15 protein-coding genes are annotated in these 23,354 nt (G+C 29.1%); 9 read left to right on the forward strand and 6 right to left on the reverse strand.

Annotation, left to right across the window (positions count from 1 at the left end; all coding sequences use genetic code 4):
• Positions 1-1,056 precede the first annotated feature (1,056 nt).
• The 6 genes from V3255_RS00725 (at position 1,057) to nrdE (ending at position 12,522) form a co-directional block, all read left to right on the forward strand.
• Positions 1,057-4,560 (forward strand): P97 family adhesin, encoded by a 3,504-nt coding sequence (locus V3255_RS00725; RefSeq protein WP_337898698.1) that lies wholly within the window; start codon positions 1,057-1,059, stop codon positions 4,558-4,560.
• A 33-nt stretch (positions 4,561-4,593) separates the two neighbouring features.
• Entirely contained in the window at positions 4,594-8,136 is a 3,543-nt protein-coding gene (locus tag V3255_RS00730; RefSeq protein ID WP_341516268.1) for a P110/LppT family adhesin N-terminal domain, read from the forward strand.
• 121 nt (positions 8,137-8,257) lie between these two features.
• Positions 8,258-8,587, forward strand: a complete 330-nt coding sequence (locus V3255_RS00735; RefSeq protein ID WP_333503963.1) for a hypothetical protein — start codon at positions 8,258-8,260, stop codon at positions 8,585-8,587.
• A gap of 268 nt (positions 8,588-8,855) precedes the next feature.
• On the forward strand, positions 8,856-9,902 hold the full coding sequence (gene nrdF / locus V3255_RS00740) for a class 1b ribonucleoside-diphosphate reductase subunit beta (RefSeq protein WP_080719434.1): 1,047 nt from the start codon (positions 8,856-8,858) through the stop codon (positions 9,900-9,902).
• A gap of 1 nt (position 9,903) precedes the next feature.
• Entirely contained in the window at positions 9,904-10,359 is a 456-nt protein-coding gene (nrdI, locus tag V3255_RS00745) for a class Ib ribonucleoside-diphosphate reductase assembly flavoprotein NrdI (protein WP_341516269.1), read from the forward strand.
• Positions 10,360-12,522, forward strand: coding sequence for a class 1b ribonucleoside-diphosphate reductase subunit alpha (gene nrdE / locus V3255_RS00750; protein ID WP_333503965.1), 2,163 nt, complete (start codon positions 10,360-10,362; stop codon positions 12,520-12,522).
• Between the two features lie 35 nt (positions 12,523-12,557).
• Here nrdE and V3255_RS00755 read toward each other — a convergent pair whose 3' ends face one another.
• The 5 genes from V3255_RS00755 to V3255_RS00775 all read right to left on the reverse strand — a co-directional run bounded on the left by V3255_RS00755 (position 12,558) and on the right by V3255_RS00775 (position 17,129).
• A complete protein-coding gene (locus V3255_RS00755) occupies positions 12,558-13,067 on the reverse strand; it encodes a dUTP diphosphatase (RefSeq protein WP_333503966.1) in 510 nt (169 codons plus the stop codon).
• A 676-nt stretch (positions 13,068-13,743) separates the two neighbouring features.
• On the reverse strand, positions 13,744-14,916 hold the full coding sequence (locus V3255_RS00760; protein WP_333503967.1) for an NADH-dependent flavin oxidoreductase: 1,173 nt from the start codon (positions 14,914-14,916) through the stop codon (positions 13,744-13,746).
• Between the two features lie 2 nt (positions 14,917-14,918).
• Positions 14,919-15,950, reverse strand: coding sequence for a lipoate--protein ligase (locus V3255_RS00765; RefSeq protein WP_333503968.1), 1,032 nt, complete (start codon positions 15,948-15,950; stop codon positions 14,919-14,921).
• Positions 15,951-15,952: 2 nt separating this feature from the next.
• On the reverse strand, positions 15,953-16,816 hold the full coding sequence (locus tag V3255_RS00770; RefSeq protein WP_252262718.1) for a deacetylase SIR2: 864 nt from the start codon (positions 16,814-16,816) through the stop codon (positions 15,953-15,955).
• A complete protein-coding gene (locus tag V3255_RS00775; RefSeq protein WP_010321305.1) occupies positions 16,797-17,129 on the reverse strand; it encodes a glycine cleavage system protein H in 333 nt (110 codons plus the stop codon). Before V3255_RS00775 ends, V3255_RS00770 begins: the two co-directional genes overlap by 20 nt.
• A 283-nt stretch (positions 17,130-17,412) precedes the next feature.
• Here V3255_RS00775 and V3255_RS00780 point away from each other — a divergent pair, with 283 nt between their 5' ends.
• The 3 genes from V3255_RS00780 (at position 17,413) to V3255_RS00790 (ending at position 21,990) form a co-directional block, all read left to right on the forward strand.
• On the forward strand, positions 17,413-17,595 hold the full coding sequence (locus V3255_RS00780; protein ID WP_333503969.1) for a hypothetical protein: 183 nt from the start codon (positions 17,413-17,415) through the stop codon (positions 17,593-17,595).
• Between the two features lie 26 nt (positions 17,596-17,621).
• Positions 17,622-19,946, forward strand: a complete 2,325-nt coding sequence (locus tag V3255_RS00785) for an ATP-binding cassette domain-containing protein (RefSeq protein WP_333503970.1) — start codon at positions 17,622-17,624, stop codon at positions 19,944-19,946.
• Between the two features lie 88 nt (positions 19,947-20,034).
• Positions 20,035-21,990 carry an ATP-binding cassette domain-containing protein gene (locus V3255_RS00790; RefSeq protein ID WP_341516270.1) on the forward strand — a complete coding sequence of 652 codons (1,956 nt, stop codon included), beginning with the start codon at positions 20,035-20,037 and terminating at the stop codon, positions 21,988-21,990.
• Positions 21,991-22,514: 524 nt separating this feature from the next.
• On the opposite strand, the gene V3255_RS00795 is transcribed toward V3255_RS00790, so the two are convergent.
• On the reverse strand, positions 22,515-23,345 hold the full coding sequence (locus V3255_RS00795) for a class II fructose-bisphosphate aldolase (protein WP_341516271.1): 831 nt from the start codon (positions 23,343-23,345) through the stop codon (positions 22,515-22,517).
• Positions 23,346-23,354: the final 9 nt, after the last annotated feature.

Genomic DNA, 23,354 nt, shown 5'->3' on the forward strand with positions numbered 1-23,354 from the left:
TAATTTTATTGACATTAAAACTAAAAGGTTCAAAATCCCTAGTTTCCCAGTTTGATGACATAATCCTAAAAAAGTGTCCTGGTTTATTATTTGGGCACTTTTTTAACTTTTTTGACAAACTCAGAAAAATAACTATCAAAGCAAAAACACTAAATTTTAAATCTAGCCATCACGAAAGAAAAATCTACTACTAAGCAAACTAAAAAAGCTAAAATTTTAACTTAAAAAGCAAAATTATGAATTTTTAAACTACTTTTTTAGTTTAAAAGACTAACAAAAATCATAAAAAATACAACTACTATTTAAACTCAATGCAAATAAAAAACTCGTTTTATTTGCAGCGAGCCTAAAAAACATATGAAGTTTTGAAAGAACAATAACCAAAAGCCTTAAATTTATAGATTTCTAAACGGTTAAATTTAAGGCATACCATCATATTTGAAAATACAATGGAAAAGCCGCATTTTCAAATTTTTTTATGACAAAAACATTCTTAATTCCCCCTTAATTCAATATCAAAATTTATTAATTATTCTTAGTGATGATCATTATAACATAATTTTATTTTAGACCAAACATTTTTTTTTTTTTTTTTGCAAAAGGCCGATTTTAAAACAATAAAAATTAAGATTTTAGCCTCAAAAATCGCGATTTACGGGCATTTTTTGTATTTATATTGACTAAAAAGTAAATTTTGCCATCAAACGTCAAACTCAGGAAAATCCGCGCGAATACAATATCCCTTGGTTTTTTCAAAAATTTTAAAAAGTAAAATAATTTTAGAGCCCAAAAATTAGTTTATTAATTTAGTCTATTTATTTTAAATTTTCTATTTTTACCGATTTTATTGACATTAAAATTAAAAAGTTAATAATCCATTTAGTCTAAAAAGTCGCAAAAATTTGTAAAAAAATACTAAAAAAAGAGTAAAATTTATTTCTAAAAGGTAAAATGAAGTAAATTTTACTTTTTTATTTAATAAAATCATAAAAAAACACCATTGTAGTGCTATAATTTTAAATATTTGATTAAAAACCACATAGAGGAAAAATATATATGCCTAAAAATACTAATAGATTAGCAATAGCAATAACCGCTGTTGGTGGTGTTGCTATTTTTGCAACGACTATTGGGCTTGTAACTCGAATTCGCTATACAGGAGAAAATCCCCGAGCTGAATTAGAAAGTTTAGTTTCGCGAGTCCAAAATGTTGCCTTTAAATCTGATGTCTTTGATGATTCTACCACATATAGCCAAATAAAGTCACAACTTTTTGACCAAAGTGGAAAATTATTAGCTGGCACAGATTTAAATAAATTTATATCTTTTTACACACAGGTTAACTCCAAACTACGTAAATTTGAGCCAACTTTTGCACCAAATAAGCCATTTTTAGAATTTATTGACTTAATTCCAAATGATAATGATCAAAGTTTTGAGCTCCGTTTCCGTGCAAAGCACCAAGTTGATAACAACCACACAGCATTTTCAACAATTATTTCAAAAAAAGTTTCTTATGCACAACGTTCACAATTTGCTCTTGCCGAATTTAATTCAAACTTAGAAAAAATAACTAAAAGTTTCAAAGAAAACATTCAAAATCTAAGAAGACAAGATTTTAGTTCTAGTGTTATAAATCCAAGTTTAACTGACCAAAAAATCGCATCGTTAACTCGTGCAGAAGATTTTGCCGCTGATGTTAATAAATCTGGAACTGAAGCAGAGGCTATTGAAAAAATAAGTCAATATTTCCCTGATTTTCAAAAATTAATTAACGAATTAAACTTTGACAAAAATAATTTTTTCCCTTTCAAACAAGGAACAATTTACAATTTTAGTTTAGAAAAACATCCTGGAACAAATAATTTTATTTCAGTTGGTCCAAATTCAGTTCCAAGTTTTTTAGTTAAGGCTGAATTAAGCGATGATGCAAAATTTGAGCTTAAAAATTTCAATATCGAAGATGCCCAATTACTTGAAAAAATTGATTTAGTTCCGCAGTCTAGTTCAAGTTCTGAATCAAGTCAGGATCAAACTGCAGAAAAACAAGCAACTTATTTTGCCGATGTAGACGATATTTTGTCAAAAATTTCACTCAGAAAATTACAGTTTACTGATTTTAAAGTTGGAAGTACGCCAGTAGATACTCAAGTTCAAGCTCAGGCTAGTTTAGTAGCTTCTGGAAATATTAACCAACTAGTTCAAGTTGCCGCCGATCTTACCCAAGGTCAAGCCCAACCTCAAGCTGCGGAATCTGGACAAACTACTGGGGGAACTGGGCAGCAAACCGGGCAACAAGGAAGTACAGGATCAACTGGAACAGGCGGAGTGGCAGCCGCAGGAGCAGCGGGAGCTGAAGAAGGATCAAATGGATCAACCACAGAACAGCAAACTGACGGACAAACCACCACAGAACAACCTCCCGTAACTACTCCAGCTCAACCTGAAGACAAAACAAAAGAATTAGTCAAATATCTTGAAATTTCAACTCGCACTGTAAATGATTTTTTCGCTAGTTTTAATAAAAAAATATACTCTTCTGTTAGAGAAAAATCTAAAGAAGTAGTAGATAAAATAAATTCTGAATTATTAATTAAGCCAATTTCCCTTGATTTTGGTGATTTTAATCAGTATTTTGGTCAAAAACAACCTCAAGGTGTTGATTTTTACTTAGATCTTTCTAAAGCACAAGAAAAAGATGGTGTTAATGCAGAAAATTCAAATCTTGAAATTCCAGTTGTTATTAATCTTTATTCAAGTTTTTTTGGTGACTCAGAAAACAAACTTTTAGGATCTAAAACTTCAGTTTTTGAAATTCCTAATTTCAAGAAGGTTGGAACACAAACTGGTGCAGGCACAAATATTGAATCTAATTTAGATACAGAGCGAAAAACATTTTATAATCTTGACGGTTTACCTTCAACTTCTTCTCAAGCAACTGCAGTTACTGTTTCAACAGCTGCATCAACTACCCCAACAAATAAACAAATTAGAATTGGTTCAACAACAGCTTATATTTCTAAAACTGAATTAGAAAATTTAATCGGTCAAACTGGTGGAAGTAGCGAGGGAACCGAGCAAAACAGCGAATCAAAAGCTCCTAAATTTGAAGAAATTAAGAAAATTATCGGAAATCCTTTCCAATATGCCTATGATTTTGATGCAAATGAATCAATGCTAAAAGCTTGAGTTGGACAGCAAAAATTCCCTAAAATCGAAGATTTTGCTAATTTTACGGAAAATAATTTCATTGCATCAGATTACAAAATTAAATCATTAAAATCTGATAAATTCTTCAAAAATGAATATGATGTTGCTTCCTTTTATGCGTATTTAATCCAAATGGAACCTGCTCAGGTTTTAAATTATCTATTTGAAATTGCTAAAGCAAACGGTTTAGTTGATAAAAATGCTTCAATTAATCTAAATGATATAAAAGATGACAATATTTTCAAAATTGCCTCAGACGTTAAATTTAAGACAACTCAAGATAACCCAGTTTATTCACTTGATTTTAACAATCAGTTTTTAGGTTTTGATTCTCGTGGTTGAATTTCTAATCTATTTTTACCAAAAAGTGTTTGGCAAAAAACAAATACTTTAATTAATGACAGTGATATTTTTAACCAATTAAATCAATATTCACCTGTAAAAGTTGAGTCAAATACATCAACTAGTTCAGGAATGAATGGTTCAGGAACAGGCGATGATCTTTATAAATCATTGCAAGATGCTGCTAAAAAAATTAAAGAAGAACTGAAAAAACAAAGCTCCTCAATTTTGAAAGCTGGTGTTGATGGTAATGGTGGCGGAGGCGGAGGAGCTGGCGCTGGTGGTTCAGGTTCAACTACACCATCTACAATTGAAGCTGAAATCAAAAAATTCTTCCAAGAAAAAACACAATCACTTAGCACTTTAAAAGATTTATTGCTAGCATTTTACTATAAAGCTAAAGAATTAAGCAACTTTAGTGCTTGATCAAAATTAGGTAATGATCTAGATTATAAAATTATTTTTGAAAAACACTCAGGTTCAACTTCATCAGGTGGTGGTGAAACTCTTACTACACCTTCTGGACTTGAGGACTATAAATTAACTTATTATTACAAGGTTTTTGACAAAAATACAGGTGTTGATAAATATCAAACTCCAAAAATTGACTTAAATTTATGAGTTAATAAACAAGATACTCAAAGAACTGAAAGAGATGAATTAAATAAAGCTGTTTTAAGTATTCCGCCATCATTTTCGCTATTTTACCTTAAAAAAGAGGAATTTGAGAAGCTCAAAAAAGGTGAATCTGATCAAACTACAGACAATAAAAAATTTGAAGAAACTTCAGCATTCAAAGAAATTCAAGCAAAAATTCAAGAAAACAATAAAGATCTCAAACTCTCAGTTGTTTCAATAGACGAAGATAAAATCAGTCCGCAAAAATTCAAAGTTGTGAATTTGCAAATCGAAAAAACTACACCAACAGCTGCCGACGGTTCAGCTTCTCAGTCAGTTAAGTCAAGTCTTAGTTTCCAAGTTAGAATTGCACTAGACGATACACAATAATAAGAAAATTTCTACCATTTTAAAGGAGAAAAAATGTTAAATAAAGAAAATAAATCCAAAAGTATAAAAACAATAATTTCAACAGGTTTTTCGATCACCGCAATTCTTACAACAATCGTTGCAGTTCCTATTGGCTTAACAATTTTTGAGCGTTCATATAGTTCGCAAATTTTTGGAAACGTTGATAAAAATGAAGTTGTCAATTTAAAAACTCAGTCTACTTTTAGCGAAGAAGATTTTATTAATGTCCTTAATGAACTAAAGTTACATGACCAGTACAAAAATTTATCAGCAAAAACAGCACTTGCACTGGCTAAAAATCCTTCATATGCATTTAATTTTTTAAATGCATATGACTTTAGTCCAATTACTAAACACAATTTCCGGGTAGTTTTAGACATTGAAAAAGCAAATGCTTCTGGCACTGAAGTAAAAAATGTTGTAGTTTATGCTCATTCAGATCAATTCAAACTTACTTATTCAAAACAGACTGACCTCAAAGGCTTTGCCCAAAGTGATAAGGCTGATGGCGATTTAGTTGGATTCCAAATTGACCTTGAAAAGTCAAAACTAGAACTTACAGGCACAAAAAATTCCAATTTAGTAGCCTCAGAGGTTGCTTTTAAACTTGATAATGACTTTCAAGCTTTTTACAAAAGAACACGTTCAAAATCACAAGCTTTTTCTGATGCTTTATTCCAAAATGGACTGGCTTATAATTTAGTTAATACTTTAGGTCTGCCTTCAATTTTGGAAAAAGGTTATGTTTTGGCACCAAAAACAGTTGAAAACCAAAAAGCTAAACAAGAAAAAATAGTTATGGTTGGTGATTCAGACACCAAAAGAGTTGATAGTCTAATGAAAGTTGAAAACTTAGTTTTCAAAAATCTTAACGATAATGACGGAACTCTTTCAATTTCTTTTGAGCTAAAAAATCCAACAGGCAAACTTATCAGAGAATTTGACTTTCCAATTTTAGGAATTAAAAAATTAAGCGATGATGTAAAAACTGTTGAGCAAAAAATTCTTTCACAATTTAGCGATTTTGTTCAATTAAAACCACTGGTTCAAATTGCACTTGTCAAAGATAACCTAAGTTTGGCCCAAATCGTCTACAAAACCGACAATAACCCCGTTAATCTCGCAACAGTCTTGAGCAAAATTACGCAAAACTCGCAACAAAATGGACGACAGAGCCAAGTTTCGACCCAACTTTTCCAAGATTCAGGCCAAAATTCACAAGCTAATAATGCCAAAGTTGACATAAACCGCCAAGATTTAAGCGCTTTTTTCAATTTAAAGTCTGAAAAATTCCAAGTTCCTGGACTTGATGGTTATTTTGTTAAAATTAACAGCATTAAATTAGCAGAAAATTTAACCCAAGCGCAAAAAGATAAACTTGTAGAAGAAAATAAAGTTTCTTTTGAAGTTGATTTTCAAATTGAAAAACAACTAAATATTGAAGCGCCTTACCTTGAAAGTGAATTTGTTCAGTCAAATTATCCAAAAGTTCTTGAATCTTCGCTTGCAAGTTTAGGAAAAGGAAATGATTCTAAATTTGTTTTAGTTGATCTTGGTTCTTCAAAATCTAATGTTGAAGTTCAACTTGATTATGATGAAAATCAGCGAAAAGTTTTAAATGCTGTTTTAGAACAAAATTCAGAAGACTTTACAAATTTAGACAAAATCGATCCTCAAGATCCAAAGTTTGAAAACTTTAATCCTCTAGCTAAAACTTTTGAATTCAAAGAAAATCCTAATGGTCCAAAATTAACTTTAGAATATGTTAAATCTCTTGTGTCAGAAGTTGTTGAAGATGCTAAAAAACAAAAAACTTTTACCGAAGTAGCTAAAAAACTTTTCATTTTAGATCTTGGAATGGAGCCGGAAAGTGTCAGCGCTCTCCAAAAATATATAGATAGAAATAAACCAAGATTTGAGCCAACTTCTAAAGACACTGGTAGCGAAAAACCAGCAGAAGGTGAGAAAGAATCTGAGAAAAAAACAGAAGAAGGTGAAACAACTGGAAGCCAACCAGCAGAATCTCAACCATCAACTGGTGCTCCAGCCGCTGGAGCTGGAGCTGCCGGTACTGCCGCCACTTCAACTACCTCAGAAAATGGAGTCCAAGCAACCTTATCAACAACAGCATTCGAAGATGATTCAAACACTAAAACTAATACTGAATCAAAAGAAATTTCAACTTTTAAAGGTTTAGGTGTTGAACTTTGAGCATTTTTACAAAAATCTAATTATTCTGCACTTGGTCAAACTGATTATCAAGCAGAAGTAGTTACAAAATCTGATAGTCAAATTGATGTAATTCTTACTTTTGGAACAAAAACTGAAACAGAGCTAAAAGATTCAAATCCTAAAGCTATTTTCTCAATTACACAATTAGAAAACGATGCTGATTATGATGTTTTAAGAAGTTATAATCCAACTGTATTTTTTGATTTTCGCCAAAATCAAAAAACAGATGGCAGTGATAAAATTACAAAAATACAACCGCTTAACCGTGGCGATGTAAAAATTGATCTTGAAAAAGATAAAGATAATGTTGCTAGTAAACATGGATTATTAGTAAAAAAAGCCGTTGAAATTAAAGAAGTTCCTACGGCTCCAGGTCAGGAGAAACCAGCTGAAACGACAGCACAAGCAGCAACCGCTGAAACAGCTACAGCGCCAGCAAGTACAGAAACAACAGCTGCTATGCCAACAAGCACAACAGCTACAGTGCCTACTGAAACAACAGTAGCAACTACAGTGCCAACAACCGAAGTAGCGACAACCACCACAATGGAAACTCCAACAACCACAGCTACACCTACTGTTGAACCTAAAAAACAAGTTCTTGAATCTGGAGTAATATTTTTAGCTTTTCAACCACATAATATTGACAGCAATAAAAAACATTATTTAATTTCATCTAAAGATGGTAAAGGTATTTTTATTAAAAAAGTCAAATTAGGTGATGGTAAAATTGAGAAATATGTTTTAGGAATTGATGAAAATCCGGGAGATGCTACTTCTGAAAATGGTAGTGATAGTGGCGAAGGCGCTGATAGAGATGCCGAAGGTACAACTGTTGAATCATTTGTTGCTTTAATTTCTGGAACTGAAGTAGAAAAGACCGATGATTTCCTTCAATTTAATGGTTCAGGTTCAAGTTCTGATGAAACAGAAAATACAGAAATTACTGTACCATTTGGATTTAAACAAACTAATGTAGATAAAGGTGTAGCTGATGACTTTGACTTTATTAAAGATGGGGATTTAATGTTCCTAACTTTAATAAAAGATAAAGAGAAATGGACAATTCGACTTACTTCATCAAAAGCAAAAAACCCTTACAGTCAAAGAATTTCTAGTACTTTAGATCTAGATGCGTTCCCTGATTTTAACACTAAAAATCTAACTTGAACTCATTTAGGTCCTAATACTAAAGCTGAAACTGTATCTCCAACAAAAATCTTGTTTAAAGGTTTTGCAGTTTATGATTCCCCTACATTGGCAACTAATGTTGAGGCAGTCTCAAACTTAAATAATCTTTTTATTAAAAAATTCATTAAATAATTTTTTAATAAAAAAATAAAAATACAAAAAAGTAAACTTTTGTCTTTAAAAGTTTACTTTTTTGTATTAATAACAATAGTTTATATTAAAATATAAAATAAAATATTATAATTATTATATTATGCGAACAAATCCTTTTTATTCTGGAATTAGACTAATAGATCTTCCACAACCGGTTTTAATTAGTCTTTCTGTTATTTTCTTTGTTCTTGCGATAATTTCAATTTCATTTCACAAATATACAAGAAAAAAAATTCAACAATACAAAGAACTTCAAATGGAAGATTGAAAAAGAGAAAATCCCGGCAAAAAACATTTTACTTACGAGCAGACAAAAATGTTTTTACCCGCTTGGCAAAGAGCAAAATATAATGCCCATATTTTTTTGTGTGTAATTTTTGTTGTTGGCGGTTTTGTTTTTGCATTTGGCAACACCTTAACAACTTTATAAGTCTAATTTTGTTGTTTTTGTCTTTAAAATTATTTTTTCCTAGTTTTTTCCAAAAGCTTCGAAACTAATAAAAAAATTTTTAATCTATTCGCCCCCCAAATTCAAAAAAATCCTATGAATTCAAAGGGTTTTTTTGAATTTTTTTGTGTCAAAAAAAATAAAAAAAATTTTTTAAAAAAATAAATTTTCTTTATTTGCCTTTTCTTTTGGTAAAATTATATTCCATTTAATTTTTTAATTATTCAAAGAGCTATTTAGAGGTGGAAAAATGAGTCAAGAAAACAACAATTTAAAAATTAAACAAAAAAATGATTACTATAACCTTTCAGTTTCGCCTCTGGAATATGCCTATAATAATTTTTCGGGCAAAATGCGTTCAGTAAACTGAAATGTCATCAATGATCCTAAAGATTTAGAAGTTTGAACCCGTGTAGTTCAAAACTTTTGAATTCCAGAAAAAATTCCGCTTTCAAACGATTTAGAATCATGAAGAAGTCTGTCACCAGAATGACAACAACTTGTAACCCGAACTTTTACTGGTCTAACTCTGCTTGATACAATTCAAGCAACAATTGGTGATGTAGCCCAAATTGGTCATTCTCTGACCGATCACGAGCAAGTTATATATGCTAATTTTGCCTTTATGGTAGGGGTTCATGCTCGTTCTTATGGTTCGATTTTTTCAACTTTTTGTTCAAGTGAAGAAATCGAAGAGGCACACAATTGAGTAATAAATAACGAAAAATTACAAAAAAGAGCAAGAATTCTAATCCCTTTTTATGTTGGAAAAGATCCTTTAAAATCAAAAGTTGCTGCCGCACTAATGCCTGGTTTTCTACTTTATGGCGGTTTTTATCTTCCTTTTTACCTTTCTTCACGTTCAAAACTGCCAAATACTTCTGATATAATCCGTTTAATTTTACGCGACAAAGTGATCCACAATTATTATTCAGGCTATAAATATCAAAGAAAAGTTGAAAAATTAAGCCCTGAAAAACAAAAAGAAATGAAAGACTTTGTTTTTGATTTACTTTATAAATTAATTGACTTAGAAAAAGATTATTTATATGACTTATATTCTGAAGTTGGAATTGCTGAATCTGCAATAAAATTTAGTCTTTATAATGCTGGCAAATTTTTACAAAATTTAGGATATGACTCACCTTTTACAAAAGAAGAAACTGAAATTGAACCTGAAGTTTTTAGCCAATTATCAGCCCGGGCAGACGAGAATCATGATTTTTTCTCAGGAAATGGTTCTTCTTATGTAATGGCTCTTGCTGAAGAAACTGAAGATGAAGACTGGGAGTTCTAAAATGGAAAATAACAAAAAACTCTATGAATTAGGCGATTATTCTAAACCTAAAGGCGAAATTTTTCTTGTTTATTTCTCTTCAATTTCTAATAATACTCACCGTTTTATTGAAAAACTTGGCTTTAAAAATCAAAGAATTCCAATTGATATTGACTCTCAAATTCAAGTTGATCAAGATTATGTACTTTTTTGCCCTACTTACAGCGGCGGAAAAGGTGAAACAAGCGGATCGGTGCCAAAACCGGTAATAAAATTTTTAAATAATGAACAAAACCGTAAATTTTGTAAAGGAGTTATTGCCTCTGGAAACACTAATTTTGGCGATACATACGCTCTTGCTGGCCCGGTTTTGTCAAAAAAATTGAATGTCCCTTTTTTATATCACTTTGAGCTCTTAGGGACTTCTGAAGATGTTATTAATGTTAAGACAATACTAAATAATTTTTGGGAAAAATAGATGAAAACACACGACAAAAATCATGCTTTTAGTTCTAGTAGTTCTGAAAGTTATATTAGCCTAAATGCAAAGGCCAAATTATTTTCAAAAAATCCAGATGCATATAAATTTGATATTTTAGCCGGGCAAAAATATATTAGCGAACATATTGAGCCTCGATTTAAAGTATTTAATTCGTTCAAAGACCGAATTAATTTTTTGCTAAGCCAAAATTATTATGACCCTAAAGTCATAAATCAATATTCATTTGACCAACTTGAGGAATTAAATCAAAAAGCTTGAAGTTATAATCATTTTTTTCCTTCATTTATGGGTGCTTTTAAATTTTATTCTTCATATGCCCTAAAATCTGATGATAATCTAACATATTTAGAACATTTTCCTGACCGGGCTTTGTTAAATAGTTTATTTTTGTCTAACGGAAATTTTGAAGATGCCAAAGCCATTCTTGAGCAAATAATGTTAGGCAGATTTCAACCAGCTACCCCAACTTTTTTAAATGCAGGAAAACTAAGAAGAGGAGAGTTTGTTTCTTGCTATTTAATTAGAGTTGAAGACAATATGGAATCAATTTCGCGGGCAATTACAACATCTTTGCAACTTTCAAAGCGTGGTGGCGGAGTTAGTGTTTTGCTGACAAACCTACGTGAACTAGGGGCACCAATTAAAAACATTGAAAATCAAGCAACAGGTGTAATTCCTGTCATGAAAATACTTGAAGACTCTTTTTCGTATGCAAACCAACTTGGTCAACGTCAAGGTGCTGGGGCTGTTTATTTAAATGTTCACCATCCTGATATTCTTTCTTTCCTTGATACAAAAAGGGAAAATGCTGATGAAAAAATCAGAATAAAATCGCTCTCTCTGGGCGTTATAATCCCAAATATAACGCTAACTTTGGCCAAAAACAACGAGCAAATGGCACTTTTTTCTGTTTATGACACCGAAAAGTTTTACCAAAAACCTTTTAGTGACATCTCAATCAGTCAAGAATACTACAAAATGCTAGATAATCCACAAATTAAAAAAACCTTTATTTCAGCAAGGAAATTATTTCAAACAATTGCTGAACTACAATTTGAAAGCGGTTATCCTTATATTTTATTTGAAGACACTGTTAATGATGCAAATGCTCATCCTGATCGTGTTGTAATGTCAAATTTATGTTCAGAAATTACTCAACCTTCAACTCCAAGTTCTTATTTTCCTGACTTAAGTTTTAAAGAAATTGGTCAGGATATCTGTTGTAATTTAGGTTCACTAAACATTGACAAAGCCATGGAATCAGGTAAAGATTTTCAAAAAATGGTTCACTATTCAATTGTTGGCCTTGATAGTGTCTCCAGAAATTCTGATCTTTCAGTTGCCCCTTCAATTCAAAAAGGGAACAATTTAAACCATGCAATTGGACTTGGAACTATGAATTTACACGGTTTTTTAGCCAAAAACCAAATAATGTATGACTCGCAAGAAGCCCTTGACTTTACAAATATTTTCTTTTATTGTCTAGCTTTTTCTGCTTTTAAGTCTTCTTTAGAATTGGCAAAAAAATTCGGTCCTTTTGCTGGTTTTGAGAAAACCACATTTGCCAGCGGCAAATATTTTGAAAAATACACAAAAGTTGAACCCTCAACTTTTGTACCAAAAACCGCTAGAATTCAGCAACTTTTTCAAGACTATCAAGTTGCAATTCCGACTCAAGAGGACTGAATTGAACTTGTCGAGCAAATTAAAATTCACGGAATTGCCAATTCACATTTAATGGCAATTGCTCCAACTGGGTCAATTTCTTATCTTAATTCTTGTACTCCTTCATTGCAGCCGGTTGTTGCCCCTGTTGAAGTTAGAAAAGAAGGGAAATTAGGGCGAATTTATGTTCCTTCATATCAATTAGGTCCAAAAACATACGACTTTTATCAAAAAGGAGCATACGAACTTGGACCAATTCCAATTATTAACATCGTTGCCGAGGCCCAAAAACATGTGGATCAGTCAATTTCAATGACATTATTTTTAACTGACAAAGCAACAACTCGCGATTTAAATAAAGCATATATTCATGCCTTTAAAAAAGGTTGCAAGTCAATTTATTATGTAAGAATTCGCCAAGATGTCCTTGAAGATTCAGAAAACTATGAATTTTGCGAGTCTTGTGCCGTTTAATTTTTCAAAATAAAATTATTTTGAAAAATTAATGTTTAATATTGATTTTTAATTCTTTCAAGATTTTTATTGTATTTTTCTAAATAAGCTTGAGTTACCTGATCAATATTTCAGTTCAAAATTTCAATAAAGCCAAGGAAATATTCAAACAAATTCACAAGAGTTTCTTTTTCCTTTTTATGCAAAAAATCAGCGGCTAAAATAAAGACTTTTTTAAATTGCTCGTTAATATCTTTGTTCTCAACAAATTTTGTTTCAAAAACTTGTTGGCTTTGAAAATGAATTCCGGCTGAAACAAGAAAATGAATTGCGTCAACAAATTCTTCGATAGTTTTATCAAAATTAGATTTTTTGTTAATTTTTCAATATTTAAAGCTTTCAATTTCGTTTGCAAATTCAGCAATTTCGACTATGGCAGCAATTATTACCTTATCTTGCCATTGGTGATCGACTTTTGTAATTAAATCATTACCATAACTATATTCAGCAAAAAGTTTATCTAAAATTTTTTGTTTTTCAAAAATTAGTTTTAAATCAACAATCATATTACTTCACACAAAAAAATATATAATTAATAAATGTATAATTATATATTTTTTTGTTTATTTTTCAAAGAAAAAAAAATATTTTGCATTTTCCAGAGTTTCCTGGTTTAGTGGCAAAAATTCACTTTTTAGTGAATATAAATATAAAAAAATGCCCGTAAATCCGGTTTTTTTACCTAAAACCTTAATCTTTATTATTTTAAAATTAACCTTTTCTAAAAAAAAAAAAAAATGCTTGGCACAAGAAAAAAATTATGCTATAATAAACCTCACTAAGAATGAATTAATAAATTTGGATATTGAATTAGGGAGGAATTAGTTATGTTTTTGCCATAAAAAAATCAGAAAATGCGAATTTTCCGTCATATTTTTAAATATGATGCAATGCCCTAAATTTAACCGTTTAGAAATCTATAAATTTAGGGCTTTTGGTTATTGTTCTTTCAAAACTTCATATGTTTTTTTAGGCTCGCTGCAAATAAAAACGAGTTTTCTATTTGCATTGAGTTTAAATAGTAGTTGTATTTTTTTATGGTTTTTGTTATTTTGTTCATAAATTGATTCTTGCCAGTGTTTTAAAATTGTAATTAACTTTTGTCAAAAAAGTTAAAAAGTGCCCAAAAACCGGACACTTTTTTAAGATTATCTCATCAAACTGGGAAAGTCGGGAAAAAAATTATTCCGCTTTTTTTGAATTATTTAAAATAGTTTTTCGAGCATTTTCAGGTAAAGATTTGCCATATTCAAAATAATGGCCAATTTCTTTAAAGGCATTTTTACTTATTTTTAATTTTTCAAATTCTTCCGGTTCGAGACTTAATTTTATTGGCTGATTTTTCTCAATTTTTTCAACAAAATCAGGATCAGGCACAAATGCTGAAGAAATTCCGACAAAATCAGAAAATTGAATAGCTTCGACTGATTTTTCTAAGGAATTTATTGAACCGCTAGCAATAACAGGGATTTTCCCTTGTAATTTTTCATAAACTACATCGGAAATTAATCGGTTAAAATTATTTGATTTTGACCGAACTTTGTCACGAAAAACGTCAAAACCCCAACCGGCAATTGCAAGGTAAGAAATTTTTATCCCTCTTTTTTCAATTAGATCTAAGAAATCTAGGAAATTTTCGACTGTGTAACCTAAATTATCGCCTCTTCGCTCCTCAGGAGTTGCCCGGTAGCCTAACAAAAAATTAGGATTTTTTGATTTTAAAATAGTTTTTTGTACCTTTTCTAATATTTGTACCAAAAATCGAGATCTATTTTCAATATTTTGACAGCCATATTTATCATTTCGCTTGTTAGTATAATGTGAGAAAAATTCTTGTGGTAATAATTTTTGCGCTGAAGAAATTTCAACCCCATCAAAACCAGCCTTAATTGCCCTTAGACAAGCATCTGCATATTGACTAACAATTTTTTGAATTTGCTTTTGTGTAAGGCGAAAAACCTTGTATTTTACGGGATAATTTCGCTTTTCAGCACTAGGTCCATAGCAAAAACCATCTTTTTCAATTTTTGAAACAGAGTGAGAACCAGCGTGAATTAATTGCAAAATTGCGATACTTCCCTTTGATTTTATTGCTTTTGCAAGTTTTGCTAGACCTTCGATATCGCTGTCATTTTCGATACTATGACCATATTTGAACAAACTACCTGATTTACAAACATAAACTCCGCCTGTAATTGTCATTGGCGCACTATGGGCTCTAGCGCTAAAAAAATCTAAATCTGCTTGGCAAACTTGACCCTTTTCAGAAAGATTAAGATTAATTGGGCTAAAAACAAATCGGTTTTTTAATGTGAAATTACCAATTTGATACGGTTTAAAAAGTTTGTTTTTCATGTTTAGCTTAAAAGTAAGTTACAAATTTCTTCTTCATCAACTTTTTGGGTAAAATAATCATCCAATTTTGCATCTTTTAGCCGATTTAATAGTTCATCTTGAGTTAATTTTGTCCCAATTAAGAAATTTTCTAACTCTAAAAGTGATTTTTTCGGGAAAAAATCGCCTGAAATTTTAATTTTGCTAATTTTTCCTTCATCAATTTCTAAAGAAAATGTTATTGTTCCAACTTTTGTTCTAATTGATCTGTTGAACGAATAATTTGGACTAAGTCCTCAAACAAAATCCCAATTTTTGTATTTTTCAGCAACCATTTTGTCAATTTGGGCTCAATCACTATCAGTAAGTTCGTATTTTTTAAACTTTTCTTCTGAATTTACTTTCAAAAATTCAGTTAAAAATAAGTCTTTCATTTCAAAAACTGAAAAATTTTGATATTCTTCTGAAAGCTTATTTTTTAAATTAGTTACCCGTTGAGAAACAGATTTTATTCCTTTTGCTTCAATTTTTTTCTGGTTTGGAGTTAGAATTTTGCCAATAAAATCAAAATCTACATCATATAAAAGTGAAAAACCTGCATAAATTCTATCATTTACAAGTGACATTGCCGCACCAGAAACTTTTTTTCCTTCAATTTGAAGGTCATTTTTTCCACTAAATTGCACATTTTTTATCCCTAAGTTTTGCAAAACTTTAATAACAGGATCGTAAAATTGTGCATAATTTCCGAGTAAATTTTTATTTTTTTCATACGGGAATGAAAAACAAAAATTTACACCATTTCTATCTAAATAAATTGCTCCACCACCGGTGTCGCGTCTAACAACTTCAATATTTTTTTGCTTTAAAAGCTCAAGGTTAACTTCAACACTTGGATTTTGGAAATAACCAATTTGGACATGTGGATCACAAATATAAGGAAAAACAATTGTTTCATCTAGTTTTAAGTTTTTGATTGCTCAATATTGAATAGCGAGCAAAATTGCACCGTCAAAAACTCAGCTTCCATTGCGTTTTGGTTCGATTAAGTACATTTTTATTCCTGTTCTGTTATTTTTTGTAGCAGTAACTTAATATCCTCATGAAAAAAATAGGATTTTTCAAGAATATCCTTGTTAGTACGGTATTTTTTCTGATTTATAACTAGATATTTTGCATTTTTAAATTTTTTTGTCATCTCTTGAAAAGGCAATTTAATTAATTGCGGGGTCGTAAATCCAACCCCTATTTCAAGAAAAACTAAGTTTTTATCTTTATTTTGTTCAATAAAATTATTGTAATTTGCTTTTTGGTTGTCGAAGTTTTGATCTTCAACCATTCCTTTAAACGAAATTCTTTTGTTTATTTCTAAAAAGGCATTACATTCTGGGCATTTTGGCAATAAATTATAATCAACCTTCATATTTTTTTGATTTTGTACCATTTTTAGAATTAGTTCATCATCTTGGTATAAAAAATTTTTACACATTTTTGAGCACTGCATTAAATTATATTTACCCTGGATGTAAAAAATTTTTTGATTGTCAAATCCTGATTTTTCAAAAAAACTATCAGAATTTGTGGTTATTATAAAAAAATTCTTATTTTCTAAAATTTTTTTCAAATTCAAAAAACTTTCTGATTCTTTAAGATCTAAAAAATTAACTTTTGCAAATCTACTATGAAAAGCTCAGTATGTTTCTCATGATCCAAAATCATAAAGCGAAGCTTGAAGCATATCTAAAAAATGGTATTTTTCGATAAAATCTTTAAAATTATCACTGAATTTTGATCCATAATAATTATTTCCATCTGCACTTGTTAGTCCTGAACCAACTCCAACAACAATTGCATCAGCTGAATCAAGGATTTTCTTGATCTTTATCGCTTGATCTAGAATACTAAAAGTCCTCAAGTTCATCAAATTCACTTTGGTCTATATCTTTTGCTTTAAAAAGTCAATTTTTGTCTGACTCATGCGAATTCAAAATTTTTGGATCCTTTTCAGCTAATTGATTTAGTTCAATAATTCTACATTTTAAGGGTGTTTTTATTGAAAAAACAGTTTTTGACGCTTCAATTTTAGCGACAACATCATCTTTTTCTAGTTGTTTTTTATTTGTAAATTTTAAAAATCCGATTGTTCCAAGATCATCTTGTAATTCGGCCGTTAAATAGATAGTAAAAATTTCATTTTTTTGTTCAATTATCAAGAAATTAGCAATTTTTTTCATAGCAATCCTCTTAAATTTTTTGTTAATATCTAAAATGATATTACCACAAAAAAGCAACTAATGGCAAAAAATCTATAAATATAAATAAATCACTTCAAAAATTGGATAAATTAGTATATTAATTTCAAAAAATCATGAATACTGCGTCAAATTGAAACAATAGAGAATCACATTTAAAAACAAAATTATAAATGCTCCCTAAATAATAATTTGTTTAACAAATTATAAATTTTAATTAAAAAATGAAGTTAAAATACAAAAATATTTTGTAAAAAATAGTATAATGATAAACACAAATAGACTAGTAATCAATTATCAAGGTGTTGGATGGAATTACAAAATAACAGAATTTGGTCAATATGCAACTGCGTTTGTGATAGATGACTATAAATATAGCACAATCACAACAAATAATCCGCCAATTCTCGACAAAATTACAAATTATAAAACCACCACATACCCATAATATACGGATAACAAAGGCAAATTTTAATGATAAAAATAGAAAATTTAACTAAAAAAATTAATAATAAATTTATTTTTAATAATTTAAATCTGGAAATTCCTTTAAATAAAATTACATTTGTAATTGGAAAATCTGGAATTGGGAAATCCACGCTAATTAACTTAATTGCCGGATTTACAAAAAAAGACAAAGGAAAAATCTCCTTTTTTGACAAAGATGGTTCTGAAATTAAAAAACCATTAGTTGATGTTGTTTTTCAAGACTTTAATTTAATTGAGTCATTAAGTATAAAAAATAATATTTTAATAGCAAATCACATTTTGAATCGCGAATCAGATGATTTAGAAATACAACAAGCCGCGAATTCTATTGGTATTGAAACCAACAAATTGGATCAAGTAGCAAAAAATTTATCTGGCGGTGAAAAACAACGTGCAGCATTTTTAAGAAGTTTATCAAGAAAAAGTGATTTTATTTTGCTTGACGAGCCAACTGGTAATTTGGACCATGAAAATTCCATTGCCTTACTCGATTTGTTAGTTAAAGCTTCTGAAAATAAAACAATTTTAATTGTTAGTCATGATTTAGAATTAGCAAACCAATATGCTGATCAAATTATTAATTTAGAAAATTTGTCCGTTAATGTTATAGAAAATAACAAACAAATTAATGTTGAATCCAAAAATAAACACTCAAACCTGATATCGAGCCAGACTTATAAAAAACCTGGTTTCTTACAAAAATTTAAAGCAGCTTTATTGCTTGTACTAGCGGATTTGAAATCAAAAATTACGAGTTTTATTTTAGTTCTAGTAACATTTTTTGCTTTAATTTTTAGCATGGTTATTTTCATGAACTTACATGTTTCAGCAAAAAATATAGTCATTGACGAGATTGCCCAATCCAATTTTGATACTATTAGAGTTAGCGAAAAGGGTATCGTTTCTTTAGCCCCTGGAGAAATCGACCAACTTAAAAAGGATAATCCCAAAATAAAACACACTAGTTTATTATATAGTCCGCTGTTTTATTATACATTCATCTATAATGGTAAGGAGGTTTCTTTTAAGAATAGGTCTATTTGACCAATTGATGAATCTGATTTTTTTAAAAACAGATATAGTTCTTCATTTAGCAAAGATAAAAATTTTAATAGCAAGTTTATTACCAATCCAAACGAAGTTATCCTCTCGCAAAAATTAATTGAAGAATTAGAAATCGATAATCCAATTGGAAAAACAATTAAAATTGCTCACCCTGGTCGATTCAATTTCGAGCAAAACCATGATAATTTAGAACGCTTTTCTGAATCAGCAACAATTGTGGGAGTTTTAGATGAGTCTCTTGATGATCGCGCCAATTTTTCGCTTGTTCACACAGATAAATTAAAGTCAGTTTATCAAAAATCAATACAAAATGAAAAAGAAAGTAAGTTTGATGAATTTGAGATTTTACTTGATAATTATTTTTCATCACACCTTTTAGAGTATGCTTCTAGTAGACCATCAACCCTGGCAGACGACGAGATAAATTTCACTCCCAATAAAATACATAAGTCTTTCTATGAGAATTCAAATCAAGTTAATTCAATAAATTTGAAAAAAGGTACATTGCCTAAAAATTTTAATGAAATAGCAGTTAGCTCGAATATAACTGATAAAATAGGTAAACTTTTACAAATTACTAATAAGAAAAACACTATAATTTTTAAAGTTGTTGGAGTGTTTGATCCCGAAAAAAATGATGAAAATATCGCTATTTTTAATAATAGTATTGAAAAATATTCCAACGAATTACTCCCAACAAGCGCTGTGGTTTATTTTGATCATGATAACTTATATAATAATATTAATGAATTTATAAATAAATATAGCAAACCAGGCGTTAGTCGTTATTATGCGACATCTGGCGGTATTGATCAAGTTCTAAATCAATTAATTAACTCTCAACATACTTTGTTATTAATTATTTTTGCGTCAATAATAATTTTTGGAATAATTTTGTTAATTTTTGTGTCATTATATGCAACAAATCTTTCCAACTTTAAGAAAAAATCAATCGGTATTCTAAAGTCTCTTGGTGGTAAAACATCACAAATTTTCTTGTATCATTGATTAAATTTGGTAATACTTTCTGCTTTTGTTTTCGTTTTTGGTATTATATTTTCAATTTCTTTTGTACCTTTAGTTTATGGTGCAATTTCAAATCAAAATTCAGTTTTTCCTGATTATCAGCAAATTGCCGTTATTTTTATAATTATCTGGCTTGCAAGTTTCTTTATTTTATCAATCATATATTCATTAATTTCTTATATAACTTATAAAAAAGATATTGTGACATTATTAAAATAATTTTTAAAAATTATTAAAACTATATTTTGTTATCAAAAGTCTTGATTTTATAATGTTAAATAAGAAAATGTAGCAAACTCGGAGCAAAATGATAAAAATTGAGAATTTAACGAAAAAGATTGATAACAAAATCATTTTTGATAATCTAAATCTTGATATACCTTCAAGAAAAATAACGTTTATAATTGGTAAATCAGGGATTGGCAAAACTACGCTAATTAACTTAATTGCCGGTTTTACTAAAAAAGATAGTGGAAAAATCTCTTTTTTGGATGAAAATGGCACTGAAATTAAAAAACCATTAGTCGATGTTGTTTTTCAGGACTTTAATTTAATCACAAATATTTCATCAGAAAATAATATTTTAATTGCAAATAATGTAATAAATAGACTTTTAGATCCAAAAGAATTGGAACAACAGTCTAAATATGTGTCGATTGAAACTCAGCAATTAAAGCAAAAAGTAAATGATTTATCTGGTGGCGAAAAACAAAGAATAGCAATTCTCCGCTCGCTTTCAAGAGATAGTGATTTTATTTTACTTGACGAACCAACTGGAAATTTAGATTTTGAAAACGGTGTTTCTGTATTTGAAAATTTAAAAAATATTGCAAAAAATAAAACAATATTAGTAGTCAGTCACAATTTAGAATTTGCAAAAAAATATGCCGACAAGATCGTTCGCATTGAAAAAGGGAAAATTTCCGAAGAAAACATTGACAAAACTGAAGAAAATTTAGCAATCAACAATGAAAAAAGTAGACAATTAGTTTCTTTTAAGACTTCTTCCTATTCAAAAATTGCAAAAATTAAGCAAGAATTAAAAACAGGTTTTTTGCTTACTCTTGCAGATTATAAATCAAAAATAGTTTCAACCATTTTATTTGTAATACTCTTTCTAACAAGCATTTTTGGGACATTATTATTTGGTGTTTTAAATTTAAATATTTCCGCTTCTAATTCTCCTAAAGTTAATGAATTGCAACTTGATTCTGTTTTAATTAGCAAAAAATCAGAAACAAATTTAACAACTTTCACAAATAATGATATTAATAATCTTAGAGAAAAAAATAAAACAATAAAAAAAATTACTCCTTTCTTTACTTATCCATCATTAAGTTTTGAATATAATGGCAAAAGAAAGCTTGGAGCAGATATTGATTACATTGACGAAAGTGAATTTTTTAAAAATAGGTTCAATTTTGATCAAAAAAATTTAATAGGAAGAAACATTGAAAAATTAGATGAAGTTATAATTTCAAAAGAAGTAGCTACAGAATTTGATATCAAAGAACCAAAAGAACAAGAAATTACTGTTTTAACTGCTGCCAAAGATATAAAAACATTAAAAGTTGTTGGAATAAATAATTTACTTAATGCAAAAAAATTAAACCTAACTTTTTTGCATTATAAATTTGGTGAAGATATCGAATTACAGAGAACCAAAAACAAAAATCCAGACAATTCACAAGTCAGTCAAGACAAAAAAATAGAACCAATTATTTTAAGGTTGTATTTTGAAAATGATAATTTGGAAAATAATATTAATAATTTTATTGAGAATAATAATAAAAAGTATGGAATTGACTCCTCATTAAAAGGTATATCAAAATTAACTCATGAATTACAAAATTTTATAAATATAATTGTTGGAGCAATTTTAATTGTTTTTGTAGTAATTTTACTAATACAAACGTTTCTTTATACAAAAAATCTAACTGATTCAAAAGTAAAATTAATAGGAACCCTAAAGGCGCTTCGCGCTAAGACATGGCAGATTTTTCTTTATCACTGATTAAATATAATTATAATTTCATTTCTAATTTTAGTCATTAACTTATCAGTGTCTCTCCCGTTAATTCCAAAAATTTACATGCAAATACTCGGTCAAGAAGCCATATATCCTTCGATTTCACAAATAGTAATATTAATTTTCATAATATGAATAGCAATGTTTTTTATAATTTCGTTTATTTACTTATTGATTTCATGGATTAATTATAGAAAACCTGTCACAAAATTACTAAAATTCGATCAATTTTAACAATCACTTTTTAAAAATAGACAATTTAATACCGAATATTTTTTCAAATATTCGGTATTTTATTTTTTGTGTTCTATAAGCATCGCCAAAAAACAGAATATTTTAACATAAGGCTTAATTTTGCTGAAACAAATCAAAAAAGTGACTGAATTTTTTAAATTAATATACCTATAATTTATAGGTTTTTTGTGGTTTTCAAACAAAAAAATCTTAAATATTTCTTATTGTTCAAATATAAAATAAAGCCATTTTCAAATTTGAAAGTAATTTGAAAATGGCTAAATTTATACAACTTTGTTTAGAAATTTATTTTTAGGTTATTTTTTAAAAAAAAGATAAAAACCTGAAATTATAAAGACAAAACCAAACACAATAAATATAAAAATTACAAGTCTAATTATCTCTTTTTTAAAATCTGATCAGTTTTGATTGCGTTTCTTTTGATAAAATCAAAGAAAAATAGCAACCAAAAACAGGAAAATGGCAATTAAAATTGAAAAAATTAAATATAAAATCATAAGATTTTATGATAATTCAAGGTAAAAAAGCACTTTTTGGATCATTTTTTCAATTCCTTTTTGATTAATTTTTCTAATGTCATAACTTTTAGGATTTTCTTGAAAATATTTTTCAACTTCGTTAGAAAAATTAACTAAAAGGTCAGTGCCAACATTAATTTTGTTAATTCCAAAATTGATTGCTTTTTTAATTTCTTCTAGAGAAAGGCCGCTGGTTCCGTGCATAACAAGCGGGATTTTATAGTCTTTTTTAAAGTTTTTGACTAAATCTCAATCTAAATTAGCCTTTTTTTTGTAAATTCCGTGTGCGGTTCCAAAAGCAATTGCAAGAAGATCTGGTTCTGTTTTTTGGTAGAATTTTTTAACACTATCAATTTCAAAAATTTGTTCAGTATTTTCTTGATGTCCAATTTCTTTGCCGCCAATTTGACCTATTTCTAACTCAAGAAAAACATTTTTTTTATCAGCAATTGATTTAGCTTTTAGTGATTTTTCGATATTTTCATCAATTGGAAAATTTGAACCATCAAACATTGCAGAATTAAATCCAAATGCAAGGTATTTTTCAAAAAGATTTAAATCATCACAGTGATCAAGGTGAAAAATAAATTTACCAGAGGAATTTTGAATTGCTGATAAAATCATAGGTGCCAAAATTTCAATTCGTGAATATTTTATTGCCCCTTGGCTTAGCTGAATAATTAAAGGTTTTTGGGAAATTTCCCCTGCTTTAATTACGGCTAAAAGTGTTTCTAAATTTAAAACATTAAAAGCAAAAATTGCTTTATTTTCTGCATTTAGTTTCAAAAATACAGATCTTGGATCAATAAGTGCCATTATTTTCCT

Origin of the sequence: Mesomycoplasma ovipneumoniae, assembly GCF_038095975.1 — a bacterium.
Lineage (GTDB): Bacteria > Bacillota_I > Bacilli_A > Mycoplasmatales > Metamycoplasmataceae > Mesomycoplasma > Mesomycoplasma ovipneumoniae_C.